Origin of the sequence: Amycolatopsis sp. NPDC049159 (assembly GCF_040648295.1) — a bacterium.
In the GTDB taxonomy this organism is placed as follows: Bacteria; Actinomycetota; Actinomycetes; order Mycobacteriales; family Pseudonocardiaceae; genus Amycolatopsis; species Amycolatopsis pretoriensis_A.
In genome coordinates this window covers 25,425-43,908 of sequence record NZ_JBEZDL010000046.1, presented here as the reverse complement: position 1 = coordinate 43,908, position 18,484 = coordinate 25,425, and the positions used below count along the sequence as shown (strand labels likewise).

Genomic DNA, 18,484 nt, shown 5'->3' with positions numbered 1-18,484 from the left:
CACTTTCACGTGAAAGTGCGGGCCCCTGGTGGGCACTTTCACGTGAAAGTGCGGGGGTCAGGCGGGCGGTGTGGAGGCGGCCGGCGCGCAGGGCGACCTGGGGTTCGCCGGCCGCGAGGGCGCCCGCGACGGCCGTCTCCGGGACTTCGTCTTCGTCGGAGTCGACGAGGACGATCCGGCCCGGGTTCTCCAGCTGGGCCGCGCGCAGCAGGCCCCAGACGGCCGCGTGGGCGAGGTCGACGTGGTCGGCGGGCTCGACGGCGACGCCGTGGCGGGTGACCACGACGAGGGTGGGCTCCTCGGCGAGCCCGCGCTGGACGTCCGCCAGCACCCGGGCGGTCACCTCGCGGACGGCGGCCGGGACCGGTCCCGGCGCGGATGGCACCCGGAGGAGGGTGACCGGTGGTGCGTCCGGGATCGCGGAGGCTTCGGGCAGCGCCGGCCACGTGAGCCGGTAGCCGGTCGGGGCCGGGGTGGTCAGCGTGGGCACCGCCCGCAGCGCGAGCGAGCGGACCGAGACGACCGGGGTGCCGTCCGGTGTGGTCGCGGTGACCTCGACCGCGCCGTCGACCGGGGTGAGCCGGACCCGCAGGCTCGTCGCCCCGGCGGCCAGGAACGAGGTGCCCGACCAGCTGAACGGCAGCCCGCCGCCGATTTCCAGCAGCGACGCCGCGTGCAGCGCCGCATCGAGCAGCGCGGGGTGCACGACGAACTGCGCGGCGGCTTCGTGGTCGTCCTCGGCCAGTGCGACCTCGGCGTAGACGTCGTCGCCGAGCCGCCAGGCCCGGGTCAGGCCCTGGAACATCGGGCCGTACCCGAGGCCGCGGTCGGCCATCGAGTCGTAGAAGCCCTCCAGTGCAACGGCTTCCGCCCCGGCGGGCGGCCACTCGGACCAGGTGCCGGCCGGTTCGTCCACGGCGGGCACGAGCGTGCCGCTCGCGTTGCGGGTCCAGGCCGCGCCCGGTTCGCCGTCGTCGCGCGAGTAGACGCGCAAAGTGCGAGCGCCGCTGTCGTCGGCGCCGCTGACGGCGACCTGGACGACGACCCGGCCGCCGTCCGGGACGACCAGCGGGGCTTCGAGGGTGAGTTCGTCGACGCGCGGGCAGCCGGCCTGGTCGCCGGCGCGCACGGCCAGCTCCAGCAGCGCGGTGCCGGGGACCACCACGGCGCCACCGACGGTGTGCCCGGCCAGCCACGGCTGCGCGGCGAGCGAAAGGCGTCCGGTGAAGAGCAGGCCACCGGAGTCCGGCAGCTCGACCGCGGCGCCGACCAGCGGGTGCCCGGCCGCCCAGAGCCCGGCCGCGGAGACGTCGCCGGCCTGGGAAAGGCCGCCGCCCGGCCAGATCCACTGGTGCTGGAACGCGTAGGTGGGCAGCGGCACGACCCGGGCACCCGGCCCGGCCACCGCCGGCCAGTCGAGGGCGACCCCGGCCACGTGCAGCCGGCCGAGGGCTTCGACGACGGCGTCGGCTTCGGCCCGGTCGCGGCGCAGGAACGGGACGGCGACCCGGCCGGCGTCGAGGGATTCCGCCGCCATCGCCGACACCGTGGCGTCCGGGCCGATCTCGGCGAACGCGGTGACGCCCAGCTCGGCCAGCCGCCGCACGGCCGGACCGAACAGCACGGGCCGCCAGACCTGCTCGGCCCAGTGCTCGGCCGAAGCCAGGGTTTCGGCGGTGACGAGATCGCCGGTGACGGTCGAGACGATCGGCAGCGACGGCGCCGAGAAGGTGATCCCGGCGACGACCTTGCGGAAGTCGTCGAGCATCGGCGTCATCAACGGCGAGTGGAAGGCGTGGCTGACGCGCAGCCGCCGGGTCTTGCGGCCGTCGGCGGCGAAGTGCGCGGCGACCTCCTCGACGCGGCCGGCGGCGCCGGACACGACGACCGAGGCCGGGCCGTTGACCGCGGCCAGCGCGACCTCGTCCTCCCGGCCCGCCAGCAGCGGCCGGACCTCGGCTTCGGTGGCCTGCACGGCGATCATCGCGCCGCCCTCGGGCAGCTGCTGCATGAGCCGGCCGCGCGCCGCGACCAGCGTGCAGGCGTCGTCGAGGGTGAGCACCCCGGCGACGTGCGCGGCGGCGATCTCGCCGATCGAGTGCCCGGCCAGGTACTCCGGCGTGAGCCCCCACGACCGGACCAGGTGGTACAGCGCGACTTCGAACGCGAACAGCGCGGGCTGCGCGTACTGCGTCTCGTCGAGCGCGCCAGCCTCCTCGGCGAAGAGCAGTTCACGCAGCGGGCGGTCCAGTTCCCGGTCGAGCCGCGCGAGCACGGTGTCGAGTGCTTCGGCGAAGACCGGGAAGCGCTCGGCGAGGTCACGGCCCATGCCGGCGCGCTGGCTGCCCTGCCCGGCGAAGAGGAACGCGGGCACCTGCTCCCCCGCCGTGCCGGTGACCAGCCCGGCGACGCTGCCACCGCGGGCCAGCACCTCCAGGCGGGTCTCGAGGTCGGTCCGGGTCCCGCCGGTGACGACCGCGCGTTCGGCGAACTGCGTCCGGGTGGTGGCCAGCGCGAAGCCGATGTCGGCCGCGCTCGCGTCGCGGTGCCCGGCGAGGTGCGCGAGCAGCCGGGAAGCCTGCTCCCGCAACGCTTCCGGCGTGCGGCCGGACAGCGGCCAGGCCACCACCGACGGCGCCGGCTCCGCCCGCAGCGGCTCCGGGACGACCGGCGGCGCTTCGAGCACGGTGTGGGCGTTGGTGCCGCTGATGCCGAACGACGACACCGCGGCGCGGCGCGGGCGGCCGTGGTCGGGCCAGGCCCGCGGTTCGGTGAGCAGCTCGATCGCGCCGCCCGACCAGTCGACGTGCGTGGACGGCTCGGTGACGTGCAGCGTGCGCGGCACGGTGCCGGTCCGCATGGCCTGCACCATCTTGATGATCCCGGCGACGCCGGAGGCGGCCTGGGTGTGGCCGAGGTTCGACTTGATCGACCCGAGCAGCAGCGGGGTTTCCCGGTCGCGGCCGTAGGTGGCCAGCAGCGCCTGGGCTTCGATCGGGTCGCCGAGGGTGGTGCCGGTGCCGTGCGCCTCGACGACGTCGATGTCCTCAGTGGACAGTCCGGACGCGGCGAGCGCCTGGCGGATCACGCGTTGCTGGGCCGGCCCGTTCGGTGCCGTGAGGCCGTTGGACGCGCCGTCGGAGTTCACCGCGCTGCCGCGGACCACGGCGAGGATCTCGTGGCCGTTGCGCTTCGCGTCGGACATCCGTTCCAGGACGAGGATCCCGGCGCCTTCGGACCAGCCGACGCCGTCGGCGGTGTCCGAAAAGGACTTGCAGCGGCCGTCGGCGGACAGGCCGCGCTGACGGCTGAAGCCGATGAACGTGCTGGGCGTGGACATCACCGTGACGCCGCCGGCGAGGGCGAGCGAGCACTCCCCGTTCTGCAGGGCACGGGCCGCGAGGTGCAGGGCGACGAGCGAGGACGAGCACGCCGTGTCGACGGTCAGCGTCGGGCCTTCCAGCCCGAACGCGTAGGCGACGCGGCCGGAGGCGACGCTCGGGGCGCTGCCGTTGCCCTGGTAGCCCTCGGTGTCCGGGCTGCCCTGCAGCAGCAGGCCGTAGTCGGAGTACATGACGCCGACGAACACGCCGGTGCGGGAACCGCGCAGCGAGCGCGGGTCGACGCCGGTCCGCTCGACGGCTTCCCAGGAGACCTCCAGCAGCAGCCGCTGCTGGGAGTCGGTCGCGAGGGCCTCGCGGGGGCTCATCCCGAAGAACGCCGGGTCGAATTCGCCGGCCTCGTGCAGGAAACCGCCGCTGCGCGTGTACGAAGTGCCCGGGTGGTCGGGGTCCGGGTGGTAGAGGCCGTCGACGTCCCAGCCGCGGTTGGCCGGGAAGTCGGTGACCGCGTCCACGCCCTGCTCGACGAGGGTCCAGAGGTCTTCCGGCGAGCCGACGCCGCCGGGGTAGCGGCAGCCCATGCCGACGATGACGATCGGGTCGCCGTCCACCGCGGCCGCCGGGGTGACCGGCTCGGGGACGTCGACCTCGCCGAGCAGGAACGCGGCCAGCTCGGCCGGGGTCGGGTAGTCGAACGTGAGGGTGGCGGGCAGCCGCAGCCCGGTCGCCGCGTCGAGCCGGTTGCGCAGCTCGACCGCGGTGAGCGAGTCGAAGCCCAGCTCGCGGAACGGCCGGTCGGCGGCGACCCCCGCGGTGCCGGTGTGCCCGAGCACCGCGGCGACCTGCGCGCGGACGAGGTCGAGCACGGCACGGGACCGCTCGGCCCCGGTGAGGCCGAGGAGCGGGCCGTCCAGGCGCGGCAGGTGGGCCGCCGCCTGCCGGACGGGGGTGCGGACCAGGCCGCGCAGCAGGTGCGTGACCTCGGGCTGCGTGCTGAGCGCGGCGAAGTCGAGGCGGACCGGCAGGACGGTGTCGTGGCCGGCGGCGCAGGCCGCGTCGAACAGTGCGAGGGCGTGCTCCGGTTCGAGCGCGGGCATGCCGGTGGCGGCCATCCGCCGCAGGTCGGCGTCGGTGAGGGTGGCGGTCATGCCGCCGGCCCGCGACCACGCGCCCCAGCCGAGGGAAAGCGCCTGCTGCCCGCGGGCCCGGCGGCTCCGGACGAGCGCGTCGGCGGCCGCGTTGGCCGCGGAGTAGTTGGCCTGCCCGGCCGCGCCGAAGGTGCCCGCGACCGAGGAGTAGATGACGAACGCGGCCAGGTCGAGGTGGCGGGTCAGCTCGTCGAGGTGCCAGGCGGCGTCGAACTTGGGCGCCAGCACGGTGTCGAGCCGCTCGGGGGTGAGCGAGCCGAGGACGCCGTCGTCGAGGACACCGGCGGTGTGCACGACGGCGGACAGGTCGGCGCCGTCCAGCACGCGGGCCAGTTCGGCGCGGTCGGCGACGTCGGCCGCCACGACGTCGACCTCGGCACCGGCCGCGGTCAGGTCGGCGACCAGCTCGTCCGCGCCGGGGGCGTCGGGACCGCGGCGGCTGACCAGCAGGAGCCGCCGGGCGCCGTGGGTGGTCACGAGGTGGCGGGCGAGCGTGGCGCCGAGCCCGCCGGTGCCGCCGGTGATCAGCACGGTGCCCTCGTCCCACCTCGGCGGGACGACGTCGTCGGTGTAGGGCACGCGGGCGATCCGGGCGACGCTGATCTCGCCGCCGCGCACGATCGTCTGCGGTTCGCCGGACGCCACGACGGCGGGCAGCGCGGCGAGGGACTCGGGGTGATCGTCCACATCGGACAGGAAGAACCGGCCTGGGTGTTCGCGCTGCGCCGAGCGCACGAGGCCCCAGACGGCCGCGACGGCGGGATCGTCCATTCCGGACGTGACGAACACCAGCCGGGAGTCCTCCGCGGACTGCAGCACGGCGAGCGCGTCGGCGGCCGCGGCGCGCACCCCGCCGAGATCGGGGTCGCCCGTCGTGACGTGGTGGACGACGAACTCGGCTTCCCCGGCCGGGCGCGGGACCGGGACCCAGTCCAGGTGGTAGAGCGAGTCGACGGGCTGGGTCCGGGCCGGGGCGGCGGGCCGCAGCACGAGCGAGCCGACCGACGCGACCGGGTCGCCGGCCGCGTCGCGCAGCTCGATGGCGACGGAGTCCTCGCCGAGGCGGGTCAGCTTGGCCCGCACGACCGCCGCGCCACCCGCGTGCAGCGTGACGCCGCTCCAGGCGAACGGGAGCCGGCCCCCGTCCACCTCGGTCAGCCCGGCGTGTTCGGCGGCGTGCAGGACCGCGTCCAGCAGCGCCGGGTGCAGCCCGAACGCGGCCGCGTCCCGCTCGGCCTCTTCCGGCAGCACGACGTCGGCGTACACCGCCTCGGGGGTGCGCCAGACAGCCTTGAGCCCGCGGAACAGCGGCCCGTAGCCGAACCCGCCCGAGGCGAGCCGCTCGTAGAACCCTTCCAGGGCAACGACTTCGGCTTCCGGCGGCGGCCAGGCGGCCGAGTCGTCCGGAGTGGCCGTGCCGGTGCCGAGGCGGCCGCTCGCGTGCCGCGTCCACGGCTGCTCGCCGCCCCCGGCCGGGCTGGAGTACACGGCCAGGGCGCGCTCGCCCGCGGGACCGGCCGGGCCGACGACGACCTGCAGCCGGACCGCGCTCCCGGGCGGCAGGACCAGCGGGACTTCGAGGGTCAGCTCGTCGACGCGGTCGCAGCCCGCCCGGTCGGCGGCGCGGATCGCGAGGTCGAGGTAGGCGGTGCCGGGCAGCAGGGCCGCGCCGAGCACGAAGTGGTCGGCCAGCCACGGCTGCGTGCGCAGCGAAAGCTGGGCGGTGAACAGGAACCCGCCGGAGTCCGGGAGTTCGACGCCCGCGCCGAGCAGCGGGTGCCGGGCGGCGTCGAGACCCACGGAACCGAGGTCGCCGGGGACCGCGCCGGAGGTGCGCGGCCAGTGGCGTTCGCGCTGGAACGGGTAGGTCGGCAGGTCCGGGCCGGGGCCGCCGGCCGGGCCGAAGAACGCGGGCCAGCCGACCCGCACCCCGGCGACGTGCAGGCGGCCCAGCGCCGTCACGAACGCGGTCTCCTCGGCCTGGTCGCGGCGCAGCAGCGGGACGCAGGCGACGTCGGAACCGAGGACTTCGCTCGCGGCGGCGGACAGGGACCCGTCCGGGCCCAGTTCGACGACGGCGGCGGCACCCTGCTCGCCGAGCACGCGCACGGCGTCGGCGAAGCGGACCGGCTCGCGGACGTGCGCGACCCAGTACTCCGGCGTGTTCAGGCCGGCGAGCTCACCGGTCACGGTGGACACGATGGGCAGCCGGGCTTCGCCGAACTCCAGGCCCGCCAGGACTTCGGCGAAGTCGTCGAGCATCGGGTCCATCAGCGGCGAGTGGAACGCGTGGCTGACCGCGAGGCGCCGGACGTGGTGCCCGGCCGCGGCCAGCGCGTCGGTGGTCCGGGTGACGGCGGCTTCGGGGCCGGCGACCACGACCGCGGCGGGCCCGTTGACCGCGGCGATCGTCACGCCGTCCACGAGGAAACCGCGGACTTCGGCTTCGGGGGCGCGGACCGCGGCCATCGCGCCGCCGGCCGGGAGCGCGGCCATCAGGCGGCCGCGGGCGGCGGCGAGCGTGCACGCGTCCTCGAGGGACAGCACTCCGGCGACGTGCGCGGCGGCGATCTCGCCGACCGAGTGCCCGGCGAGCCAGGACGGCTTGACCCCGAAGGACTCCAGCAGCCGGTACTGCGCGACACCCAGCGCGAAGGTCGCCGGTTGCGTCCGGTCGGTGCGGTCCAGCAGCGTGCCGGATTCGGCGAAGACGACGTCCCGCAGCTCCTCGCCGAGGTGCGCGCACACAGCGTCGAAAGCTTCGGCGAAGACGGGGAAGCGCCGGTACAGCCCGGCGCCCATGCCCGGCCGTTGCGCGCCCTGCCCGGCGAAGACGAACGCGCTCTTGGCGCGGGTCCGCGCCGGGGTCGCGACGGGTGTTTCGGCGAGCGCGGCGAGTTGTTCGAGGGGGTCGCCGACGAGGGCCGCGCGGTACGGGAACGCCGTGCGCGTGGTGGCGAGCGCCCGGGCGACGCCGGCGGGCGCGCGGTCGGACAGCAGCGCGTGCAGCTGAGCGGCCTGCGCCGACAGCGCCTGCGGGGTGCGCGCGGACAGCAGCAGCGGCACGACCGGCGGCTCGTCGGCGACGACGTCGTCGAAAACCGGGGCCTGCTCGAGGATCGCGTGGGCGTTGGTGCCGGACAGCCCGAACGACGAGACACCGGCTCGGCGCGGCCGCCCGGACTCCGGCCAGGCGCGGTGCTCGGTGACGACGCGGACGTCGCCCGCGGTCCAGTCGACGCGGCTCGACGGCTCGTCGACGTGCAGGGTCTTCGGCAGCTCGCCGTGGCGCAGGGCGAGGACCATCTTGATGATCCCGGCGACGCCGGCGGCGGCCTGGGTGTGCCCGAGGTTGGACTTGACGGCGCCGAGCCACAGCGGCTCTTCGCGGTCGCGGCCGTAGGTGGCCAGCAGGGCCTGGGCTTCGATCGGGTCGCCGAGCACGGTGCCGGTGCCGTGCGCCTCCACGGCGTCGACGTCCGTTGTGGACAGTCCGGCGTCCGCGAGTGCCTGGCGGATCACGCGTTGCTGGGCGGGGCCGTTGGGAGCGGTGAGGCCGTTGGACGCGCCGTCGGAGTTGACGGCGGTGCCGCGGACCACGGCGAGCACCGGGTGGCCCTGCTCGCGGGCGGTCGAAAGCCGCTCGACGACGAGGACGCCGGCGCCTTCGGACCAGCCGGTGCCGTCGGCACCGTCGGCGAAGGGCTTGCAGCGGCCGTCGGCGGCGAGGCCGCCCTGGCGGGCGAACTCGGCGAAGGAGCTGGGCGTGGTCATGATCGTGACGCCGCCGGCGAGCGCGGTCGTGCACTCGCCGCGGCGCAGGGCCTGCGCGGCCCAGTGCAGTGCGACCATCGACGACGAGCACGCGGTGTCGACGGTGACCGACGGGCCTTCCAGCCCGAGCGTGTAGGACAACCGTCCGGAAAGGACACTGGCGGTGGTACCGGTGGCCAGGTGGCCCTGCACGTCCTCACCGGAGGTGGCGAGGAGGTTCACGTAGTCCTGGCCGTTGGTGCCGACGAAGACGCCGGTGTCGCCGCCGTGCAGCGTCGCCGGGTCGATCCCCGCGCGTTCGAGGGCTTCCCAGGACACTTCGAGCAGCAGGCGCTGCTGCGGGTCCATGGCCATCGCCTCGCGGGGCGAGATGCCGAAGAAGTCGGCGTCGAAGTCGGTGACGCCGTCGAGGAAACCGCCGGTGAGCGCGTATTCGTAGCCCGAGGCGAGGGTCGCGAGGTCCCAGCCGCGGTCTTCGGGGAAGCCGGTGATGCCGTCCTCGCCGCCCGCGAGCAGGCGCCAGAAGTCTTCGGGACCGCGGACGCCGCCGGGGAACCGGCAGCCGATGCCGACGATGACGATCGGGTCGTCGTCGGCGGCCGCGCGGGCCGGCGCGGCGGTCTCGGCCAGGGTGCCGGCGAGTTCGCCGAGCAGGTGGCGGGTGAGGATCTCCGGCGTCGGGTGGTCGAACACCAGCGACGGCGGCAGGTCGAGCCCGGTCGCCAGCGCGACGACGTTGCGCAGTTCGACGGCGGTGAGCGAGTCGAAGCCGAGGTCGCGGAACGCGCGGTCGGGGGCCACTCCCCCGGTGCCGCTGTGGCCGAGGACGAGGGCGACCTGCTCCAGCAGCAGCCCGAGCAGGAAGTCGAACCGGTCGTCCTCGGGGACGGCGGCGAGCCGGGCGCGCAGTTCCTCGTCGCCGCGCGGGGCCTCGGCGCGCGCGGCGGCGGGGATGCCGCTGAGCAGCGGGCTCGGGCGCAGGACGTGCGGGTAGCGGGTCCAGTCGATGTCGGCGACGACGACGGTGGTGTCGGCCAGTGCCCGCTCCAGCGCGGCGCTCGCCCGCTCGGGGTCGAGGGGGTTCAGGCCGCCGCGGCGAGCCCGGTCGGCGACGGTGGCGTCGGCGGCGAGCATGCCGCCGCCCGCCCACGGGCCCCAGGCGATGGACGTCGCGGGCAGACCGAGGCCACGACGGTGCTCGGCGAGGGCGTCGAGGGTGGCGTTCGCCGCCCCGTAGGCGGCTTGACCGGCCGAGCCGAAGGTGCCCGCGACGGACGAGAACAGGACGAAGTTCCGCAGGTCGGCGGTCAGTTCGTGCAGGTTCCACGCGGCTTCGGCCTTGGCGCGGTAGCCGGCTTCGAAGCGGTCGGGGGTCAGGCTGTCGAGGACGCCGTCGTCGAGGACGCCGGCGGTGTGCACGACCTCGGTGAGGTCGGGGATCCCGGCCAGCACGGCGGCGAGGGCGTCCCGGTCGGCGACGTCGCACGCGGTGATCGTGACGTCGGCGCCGAAGGCGGTGAGTTCTTCGCGGAGTCCGGGCGCGCCGGGGGCATCGGGACCGCGGCGGCTGACGAGCACCAGGCTGCGCCCGGTCTTCGCGAGCCGGCGGGCGATTTCGGCACCGAGGGCGCCGGTGCCGCCGGTGATGAGGGTGGTTCCGTCGCCGGGTTCGGGGGCGCGGGTCCGCGTCGGGGACGCGGCGATGATCCGGCGGCCGAACAGCCCCGCCGCGCGGATCGCCAGCTGGTCTTCTCCGTCGGCGCCGGTGAGCGCGGCGGCGAGCCGTCGCGGCACTTCGGCGTCCAGGTCGGCGGGCAGGTCGACGAGACCGCCCCAGCGCTGCGGCTGTTCCAGCGCCGCGGCGCGGCCGAGGCCCCACACGGCGGCCTGCGCGGGCCGCGCTACCGGGTCGCCCGGGGCGACCGCCACGGCTTCGCGGGTCACGCACCACAGCGGCGTGTCGCCGAGGGTCTGCAGCAGGGTGGCCGTGGCGGTGAGCCCGGCCGGGACGCCCGGGAAGCCGGTTTCGTCCAGGGCCAGCAGGGAAAGCACGTGGTCGAACTCGCGGTCGCGCAGGCGGTCGGCGATGGTGTCGTCGAAGACCACGGGCTCGCCGTCGAAGTACCCGGCGACCGTGGTGACCCACGGGTCGTCGGCCAGAGCGGCCGGGACGACCACGAGCCAGGAGCCGGTGCCGGGGCGGGCCGCGGTGACCGGGACCCAGGTCGCCTTGTAGCGCCATCTGTCCACAACGGACTCTTCGTGGCGCGAACGGCGGTACGACGACAGCGCGGGCAAGAGCGCCCCGAGGGTCGCGTCGTCGACGTCGAGGCGGGCGGCCAGTCCGGCCGCGTCACCCCGGTCGACGGCGGCCCAGAACTCCGCGTCGGCCGTGTTCGCGGCGGGGGCCGCGGCGGAGGGCCAGAACCACTCGTGCTGGAACGCGTACGTGGGCAAGGCCACCCGGCGGGCGCCGGTCCCGGCGAAGAACGCGGACCAGTCGATCCGGACGCCGGACACGTGCAGCTGCCCGAGGGCGCCGACCAGGGTTTCGACGTCGTCGCGGCCGCGGCGGGCCAGCGGGATGCCGTCGGTCATCGCGGACAGGACCGCGTCCGGGCCGATCTCGACGACCAGGCCGGCTCCCCGCAGCTGCTCGGCGGTACCGGCGAACCGGACCGGTTCCCGGACGTGGGCGACCCAGCGGTCCGGGTCGGTGACGTCACCCTCGGCGACCATCGGCACGGCGGGCGCTTCGAAGGCGAGCCCGGCGATGGCGTCGCGGAACGCGGGCAGCATCGGGTCCATCAGCGGCGAGTGGAACGCGTGCGACACCGTGAGCCGCTTGGTGTCGGCGAAGTGGCCCGCCGCGGCGAGCACCGCGGACTCCACCCCGGACAGCACGACCGACGCCGGGCCGTTGACCGCGGCGAGCGCCACTTCGTCGCTCAGGTGGGGCGCGACCTCGGCTTCGGTGGCGCGGACGGCGACCATCGCGCCGCCCGGCTCGAGGTCCTGCATCAGCGACGCGCGGGCCGTGACCAGCGCGCACGCGTCGTCCAGGGACAGCACCCCGGCGACGTGCGCGGCGGCGATCTCGCCGACCGAGTGGCCGCCGACGAAGTCCGGCCGGACGCCCCACGCGGACAGCAGCCGCACGAGCGCGACCTCGACCGCGAACAACGCGGGCTGAGCGAACCCGGTGCGGGACAACGCTTCGGCGTCGTCGCCCCACAGGACTTCGCGCACCTGCGGGTCGAGGCGGTCGAGCACGGCGTCGAGCGCGGTGGCGAACGCCGGGAAGCTGTCGTAGAGGCTGCGGGTCATCCCGGGCCGCTGCGCACCCTGGCCGGTGAAGACGAACGCGACCTTCGGCGCGCCCTTCGCCTCGCCGGTGGTGACCAGCGGCGACGGACGGCCCTCGGCGAGCGCGGCCAGCCCTTCGGTGGTGCGGACGACGGCGCGGTGGTCGAACGTCGAGCGCGTCGTGGCCAGCGAATACCCGAGGTCGAGCAGGTCCGCGGTGGTGTCCCGGAGCCGGGCGGCCTGGTCGCGCAAGGCTTCCGGCGTGCGGCCGCTGAGCACCAGCGGGACGCACGGCAGTTCGCGCTCGGCCTCGTCCCGGGCGGGGATGACGACGGGTGGTTCCTCGATGATCGCGTGGGCGTTGGTGCCGCTGATACCGAACGACGACACGCCCGCTCGGCGCGGGCGGCCGGCCTCCGCAGGCCACGGCCGCGCGTCGGTGAGCAGCTCGACGTTCCCGGCGGCCCACTCGACGTGCGTCGACGGCTCGGTGACGTGCAGCGTGCGCGGCAGGGTGCCGTTGCGCATCGCCTGGACGACCTTGATGATCCCGGCGACCCCGGCCGCGGCCTGCGCGTGCCCGATGTTCGACTTGATCGACCCGAGCAGCAACGGCGTCGAACGGTCCTGGCCGTAGGTGGCGAGCAGCGCCTGGGCTTCGATCGGGTCCCCGAGGGTGGTCCCGGTGCCGTGCGCCTCGACGACGTCGACGTCCGAAGTGGACAGCCCGGACGCGGCGAGGGCCTGGCGGATCACGCGCTGCTGCGAGGGGCCGTTCGGCGCGGTGAGGCCGTTCGACGCACCGTCGGAGTTGACGGCGGACCCGCGCAGCACGGCGAGGATCTCGTGGCCGTTGCGGCGGGCGTCCGACATCCGTTCCAGGACCAGGATCCCGGCGCCTTCGGACCAGCCGACGCCGTCGGCGGTGTCCGAAAAGGACTTGCAGCGGCCGTCGGCGGCGATGCCGCGCTGGCGGCTGGAGGCGACGAACGAGCCGGGCGTCGACATGACCGTGACACCGCCGGCCAGCGCCAGCGAGCATTCCCCCTGCCGCAGCGCCTGCGCCGCCCAGTGCAACGCGACCAGCGACGACGAGCACGCGGTGTCGACGGTGACGGTCGGGCCTTCGAGGCCCATCGTGTAGGCGATCCGTCCGGAAGCGACACTCGGCGCGCTGCCGTTGCCCTGGTAGGCCTCGGCTTCCGGGCTGCCCTGCAGCAGCATCCCGTAGTCGGAGTACATCACGCCGACGAACACGCCGGTCCGGGAACCGCGCAGCGACACCGGGTCGACGCCCGCGCGCTCCACCGCTTCCCACGACACTTCGAGCAGCAACCGCTGCTGGGAGTCGGTGGCCAGTGCTTCGCGCGGGCTCATCCCGAAGAACGCCGGGTCGAACTCGCCCGCCTCGTGCAGGAACCCGCCGTGGCGCGTGTACGACGTGCCGGGGTGGTCGGGGTCCGGGTGGTACAGGTTCTCGACGTCCCAGCCGCGGTTGACCGGGAAGCCGGACACCGCGTCGACGCCGGAATCGACCAGGTTCCACAGGTCTTCGGGCGAGCCGACGCCGCCCGGGTAGCGGCAGCCCATGCCGACGATGACGATCGGGTCGTCGGACACCGGGCGCGCGGTCACCGGGGTCTCGTCGGCGGCCGCGCCGGACAGCTCGCGGCCGAGGTGCGCGGCGAGCGCTTCCGGGGTCGGGTAGTCGAAGACGAGCGTGGCGGGCAGGCGCAGGCCGGTCGTCGCGTCGAGGCGGTTGCGCAGTTCGACGGCGGTCAGCGAGTCGAAGCCGAGGTCCTTGAACGCGCTCCGGCCGTCGACGGTGTCGGTGGCCGCGTAGCCGAGCACGAGGCCGGCCTCGGTGCGCACCAGGTCTTCCAGCGCCCGGGCGCGGTCGGCCTCGGTGAGGCCGCCGAGCCGGTCGGCCAGCGCGGAGGCGGGGCGGCTCGTGCCCGGCGCGGCACCCCCGGGCACGAGCGAGCGCAGCAGCGCGGGCACGCCCGGGCGGCCGCGCAGGGCGCCGGCGTCCAGGCGCATCGGCAGGACGGCCGGTTCGGCCTCGGCCAGCGCGGCGTCGAACAGCGCCAAGCCCTCGGCCGGGTCGAGCGGGGGCAGGCCGGCCGCAGCGAGCCGGCGGTGGTCGGCGTCGGACAGCCGGGCCGCCATCCCGGCGTCACCGGCCCAGGCACCCCAGGCCAGGGACTGGCCGGGCAGGCCCTCGGCCCGCCGGCGCTGGGCGAGCGCGTCGAGGAAGGCGTTGGCGGCGGCGTAGTTGGCCTGCCCGGGGCTGCCGAGCACGCCGGCGGCCGAGGAGAACAGGACGAACGCACCGAGGTCGCCGGTCAGCTCGTGCAGGTTCCAGGCCGCGTCGGCCTTCGCGCGGAACACGGTCGCGATGCGGTCGGGGGTCAGGGTTTCGACGACGCCGTCGTCGAGGACACCGGCCGCGTGCACGACGGCACCGACCGGGTGCTCGGCCAGCAGCGCGGCGAGGGCGTCGCGGTCGGCGGCGTCGCACGCGGCGATGGTGACGTCGGCGCCGAGCGCGGTCAGCTCCTCGCGGAGTTCGGGCGCGCCGGGGGCGCCGGGACCGCGGCGGCCGGCCAGCAGCAGCTTCCGGACGCCGTGCGTGGTGACCAGGTGCTTCGCGACCAGGCCACCGAGCCCGCCGGTGCCGCCGGTGACCAGGACGGTCGCGCCGTCGGGGAAGTGCGCGGCCGGGCCGTCGCCGACCGGGAGGCGTGCCAGCCGCGGCAGGACGATCCCCCCGTCGCGCACGGCGGCCTGGGCTTCCCCGGCGTCGAGGACGCGCTGCAGTGGCGCGGTGAGGCTCTCGGGCTCGTCGACGTCGACGAGCACGAACCGATCGGGGTGCTCGGCCTGCGCGGAGCGGACGAAGCCCCAGACCGCGGCGGCGGCCGGGTCGACGAGGTCGCCCTCGGCGGCCGGGACGGCGTGCGAGGTGACGAAGACCAGGCGCGACCGGGCGAACTCCGGTTCCGCGATCCAGGTCTGCAGCAGTTCGAGCGCCCACGAGGTGGCCGCGTGCGCGGCTGCCGCGTCGCCCGCGCCCGGCGGCACCGGGGCGAGGACGACGGAGGGGACCCCGCCGATCCGGACGGTCGCGAGGTCGGGGAAGACCGCCGGGGTGGCGAACCCGAGCCCGGTGCCGAGGACGACCCAGTCCGCGTCGTCGGCGGGCTGCGTGACGGAAACCGCGGGTGCGGGTGTCCACACGGGACGGAACAGCGACTCGTGCCTGCTCGCGCGCAGGTCCCCGGCGGCGACCGGGCGGAACGTCAGCGCGTCGGCGGCCAGCACCGGCGTGCCCGCGGGGTCGGTGACGGCGAGGGCGACGGCGTTGTCCCCCACCGGGCTGAGCCGGGCGCGCAGGGTGGTCGCGTGCGTGGGCTGGACGCCGACGCCGGCCCACGAGAACGGCAGGCCCTCGCGGCCCTCGACGTGCGCCGAGGCGTGCAGGACGGCGTCGAGCAGCGCCGGGTGCAGGCCGAACGACGCGGCTTCGGTCTCGTGCTCGGGCGGCAGCGCGACTTCGGCCAGCACCTCGTCGCCGAGCCGCCAGGCCGCGCGCAGCCCCTGGAACGCCGGGCCGTAGCCGAGTCCTTGCCCGGCCAGGCCCTCGTAGAAACCGTCCAGGTCCAGGGGTTCGGCGCCGGCGGGCGGCCACTCCCCCGGCAGGACGGCGGCGGGTGCGCCGCCGACGGCGAGGCGGCCGAAGGCGTGCCGCACCCAGGTGTCGTCCTGCTGGGAGTAGACGCTGACCGAGCGGGTGCCGTCTTCGGCGGCGGGACCGGCGACGACCTGCACGCGCACGCCACCGGAGGCGGGCAGCACGAGCGGTGCGGCGAACGTCAGTTCGTCGACGCGGGCGCAGCCGACCTGCGCCCCCGCGCGGCCGGCCAGTTCGAGGAACGCCGTGCCGGGCAGGAGTTTGGTGCCGAGGATCTCGTGCTGGCCGAGCCAGGCCTGCCGGCGCACGGACAGCTCGCCGGCGAACAGGAAGCCGCCGGATTCGGGCAGTTCGACGGCCGCGCCGAGCAGCGGGTGCCCGGCCGGGTCGAGGCCGACCTGGCCGAGGTCGCCGCCGGTGCCGCCTTCGAGCCAGTAGGTGCGGCGCTGGAAGGCGTAGGTGGGCAGGTCGACGACGCGGGCGCCGGTGCCCTCGTGCCAGGCCGCCCAGTCGAAGCCGCCGCCGCGGACCTGCCAGCGGGCGAGCGCCGAGAGCAGGGTCGTGGTCTCGTCGCGGCCGCGGCGGGCGGTGGGGATGCAGTCGCTGTCCGGGCCGGTCAGCTCGGCGGTCATCGCCGAGAGCGTGGCGTCCGGGCCGACTTCGAGGAACGTGGTGACCCCGCGGGAAACCAGGTCGGCGACGGTGTCGGCGTACCGGACGGCGTCGCGCACGTGCCGCACCCAGTAGTCCACAGTGGACATATCACCGGACGCGACGACCGGGATCGAGGGCTCGGCGAAGGTCAGGGTTTCCAGCACCGCGCGGAAGTCGTCGAGCATCGGGTCCATCAGCGGTGAGTGGAACGCGTGGCTCACCGTGAGCCGCTTGGTCTTCTCGAACCGCGCGGCGATGGCGAGCACCGCGTCCTCGGCGCCGGACACGACGACGGCGGCCGGGCCGTTGACGGCGGCGATCGAGACGTCTTCGGTGAGCAGCGGGAGGATCTCGGCCTCGGTCGCCTGGATCGCGACCATCGCTCCCCCGGCGGGCAGCGCCTGCATCAGGCGGCCGCGGGCCTTGACGAGCTTGACCGCGTCCGCCAGCGACAGCACCCCGGCCACGTGGGCCGCGGCGATCTCGCCGACGGAGTGCCCGGCGACGAAGTCCGGGCGCACGCCCAGGGATTCGAGGAGTCGGAAGAGCGCGACTTCGAAGGCGAACAAGGCGGGCTGCGCGACGCCGGTTTCGTCCACAGTGGCGTCTTCGGGCAGGTCGAGCAGCGCGAGGATCTCGTCCCGGGCCCGCACGAAAGCCGGGAAGGCCAGTGTCCGCCCCATGTCGGCGCGCTGGGAACCCTGGCCGGTGAACAGGAACGCCGACGCGCCGGGGTGCCCGGCCGAGCCGGTGTGCACGCCGGGTGCGGCGGCCGAGGTGGCGAGCGCGTGCAGGGCGGCCAGCAGCTCGTCGCGGCCGGCGCCGGTGACGACGGCCCGGTGCGGGAAGGCGACGCGCGTGCTCGCGAGGGAGTGCGCGACGTCGAGCGGGGTGTGCTCCGGGCGGGCGTCGAGGTGGGCGAGCAGGCGGGCGGCCTGCTCGCGCAGCGCGTCCGGGGTGCGGCCGGACACCGGCCAGAGGTACCCGGCGGGCTCACGGCGCTCGGCGGCTTCGACCGGTTCGGGCACCGGCTGTTCGAGGATCAGGTGCGCGTTGGTGCCGCTGATGCCGAACGACGAAACGGCGGCGCGGCGCGGTTTCCCGGTGTCCGGCCACGGGCGCGGCTCGGTCAGCAGCGAGACGCGGCCGGCGGTCCAGTCCACGTGGGACGTCGGCGCGTCGACGTGCAGGGTCCGCGGGAGGACGCCGTGGCGCATGGCCTGGATGGTCTTGATGACGCCGCCGACGCCGGCGGCGGACTGCGTGTGCCCGACGTTCGACTTGAACGACCCGAGCCACAGCGGGTCGCCCGCGCGCTCGCGGCCGTAGGTGGCCAGCAGCGCCTGGGCTTCGATGGGGTCGCCCAGCACGGTGCCGGTGCCGTGGGCCTCGACGGTGTCGATGTCGTCGGTGGTCAGCCCGGCGTTCTCGAGGGCCTGGCGGATCACGCGCTGCTGGGACGGCCCGTTGGGCGCGGTGAGGCCGTTGGAGGCGCCGTCGGAGTTGACCGCGGAGCCGCGGATGACGGCGAGCACCTCGTGACCGTTGCGGCGGGCGTCGGACAGCCGTTCCAGCAGCAGAAGTCCGGCGCCTTCGGAGAACCCGGCACCGTCGGCGGCCTCGGCGAAGGACTTGCAGCGGCCGTCGGAGGCGAGGCCGCCCTGGCGGTCGAACTCGCCGTAGAGGCCGGGGGTGGCCATCACGGCGACGCCGCCGGCGAGGGCGAAGGAGCACTCGCGGGCCCGCAGCGAGCGGGCGGCCCAGTGCAGCGCGACCAGCGACGACGAGCACGCCGTGTCGACGGTGACGGCGGGCCCTTCCAGGCCGTAGAAGTAGGCGATCCGGCCGGAGATGACCGAGGATTCGGTGCCGGTGACGAGGTAGCCCTCGACGCCGTCGGGCAGCGCGGCGAGCCCGCGGCCGTACCCCATGGACCCGGCCCCGACGAAGACCCCGCCGGTGCCGCCCTCGACCTCGCGCGGGTCGATGCCGGCGCGTTCGAAGGCCTCCCAGGCCAGCTCGAGGACGATCCGCTGCTGCGGGTCCATGGCCAGCGCCTCGCGCGGCGAGATCCCGAAGAAGGCGGGGTCGAAGTCCCCGGCGCGGTGCAGGAACCCGCCCTGGTGCCGCGATTCCGGCCAGCCGCGGCCCTCGGGGAACCCGGTGACCGCGTCCACCCCGTCGGCGACGAGCCGCCAGAGGTCCTCGGGCGACTGCACACCACCCGGGTACCGGCAGCTCATGGCGACGACCGCGACGGGCTCGGCCGCCGCGGCGAGCAGCGTGGTGTTCTGCCGCCGCAGCTGCTTGTTCTCCTGCACGGCGACGCGCAGTGCTTCGACGACTCGATCCGACCCGGCCGGCATAGACATCTCCAGGGTGAGCGTTTTCTTACCCGGGTGACGCCACCGCGACGGCGTTCCTCTCCGGACCGGCGCCGAGCGAACGTCCACTTGCCGGGGAGTCAACCGCACGCCCAGCCCGGAAACCCCCAGACTTGCCCCCGCCCCGAACGCCACATCGGGGGCATGCCGGAGGCGGCACTTTCGTAGGGAAAGTGCCGCCTC

General features: G+C 75.5%; 1 protein-coding gene. It reads right to left on the bottom strand.

The window, feature by feature from the left end:
• Positions 1-18,283, bottom strand: an 18,283-nt coding sequence (locus AB0B33_RS45875) for a type I polyketide synthase (RefSeq protein ID WP_360784286.1), incomplete at its 3' end; no start/stop codon positions are given.
• Between the last annotated feature and the right edge of the window lie 201 nt (positions 18,284-18,484).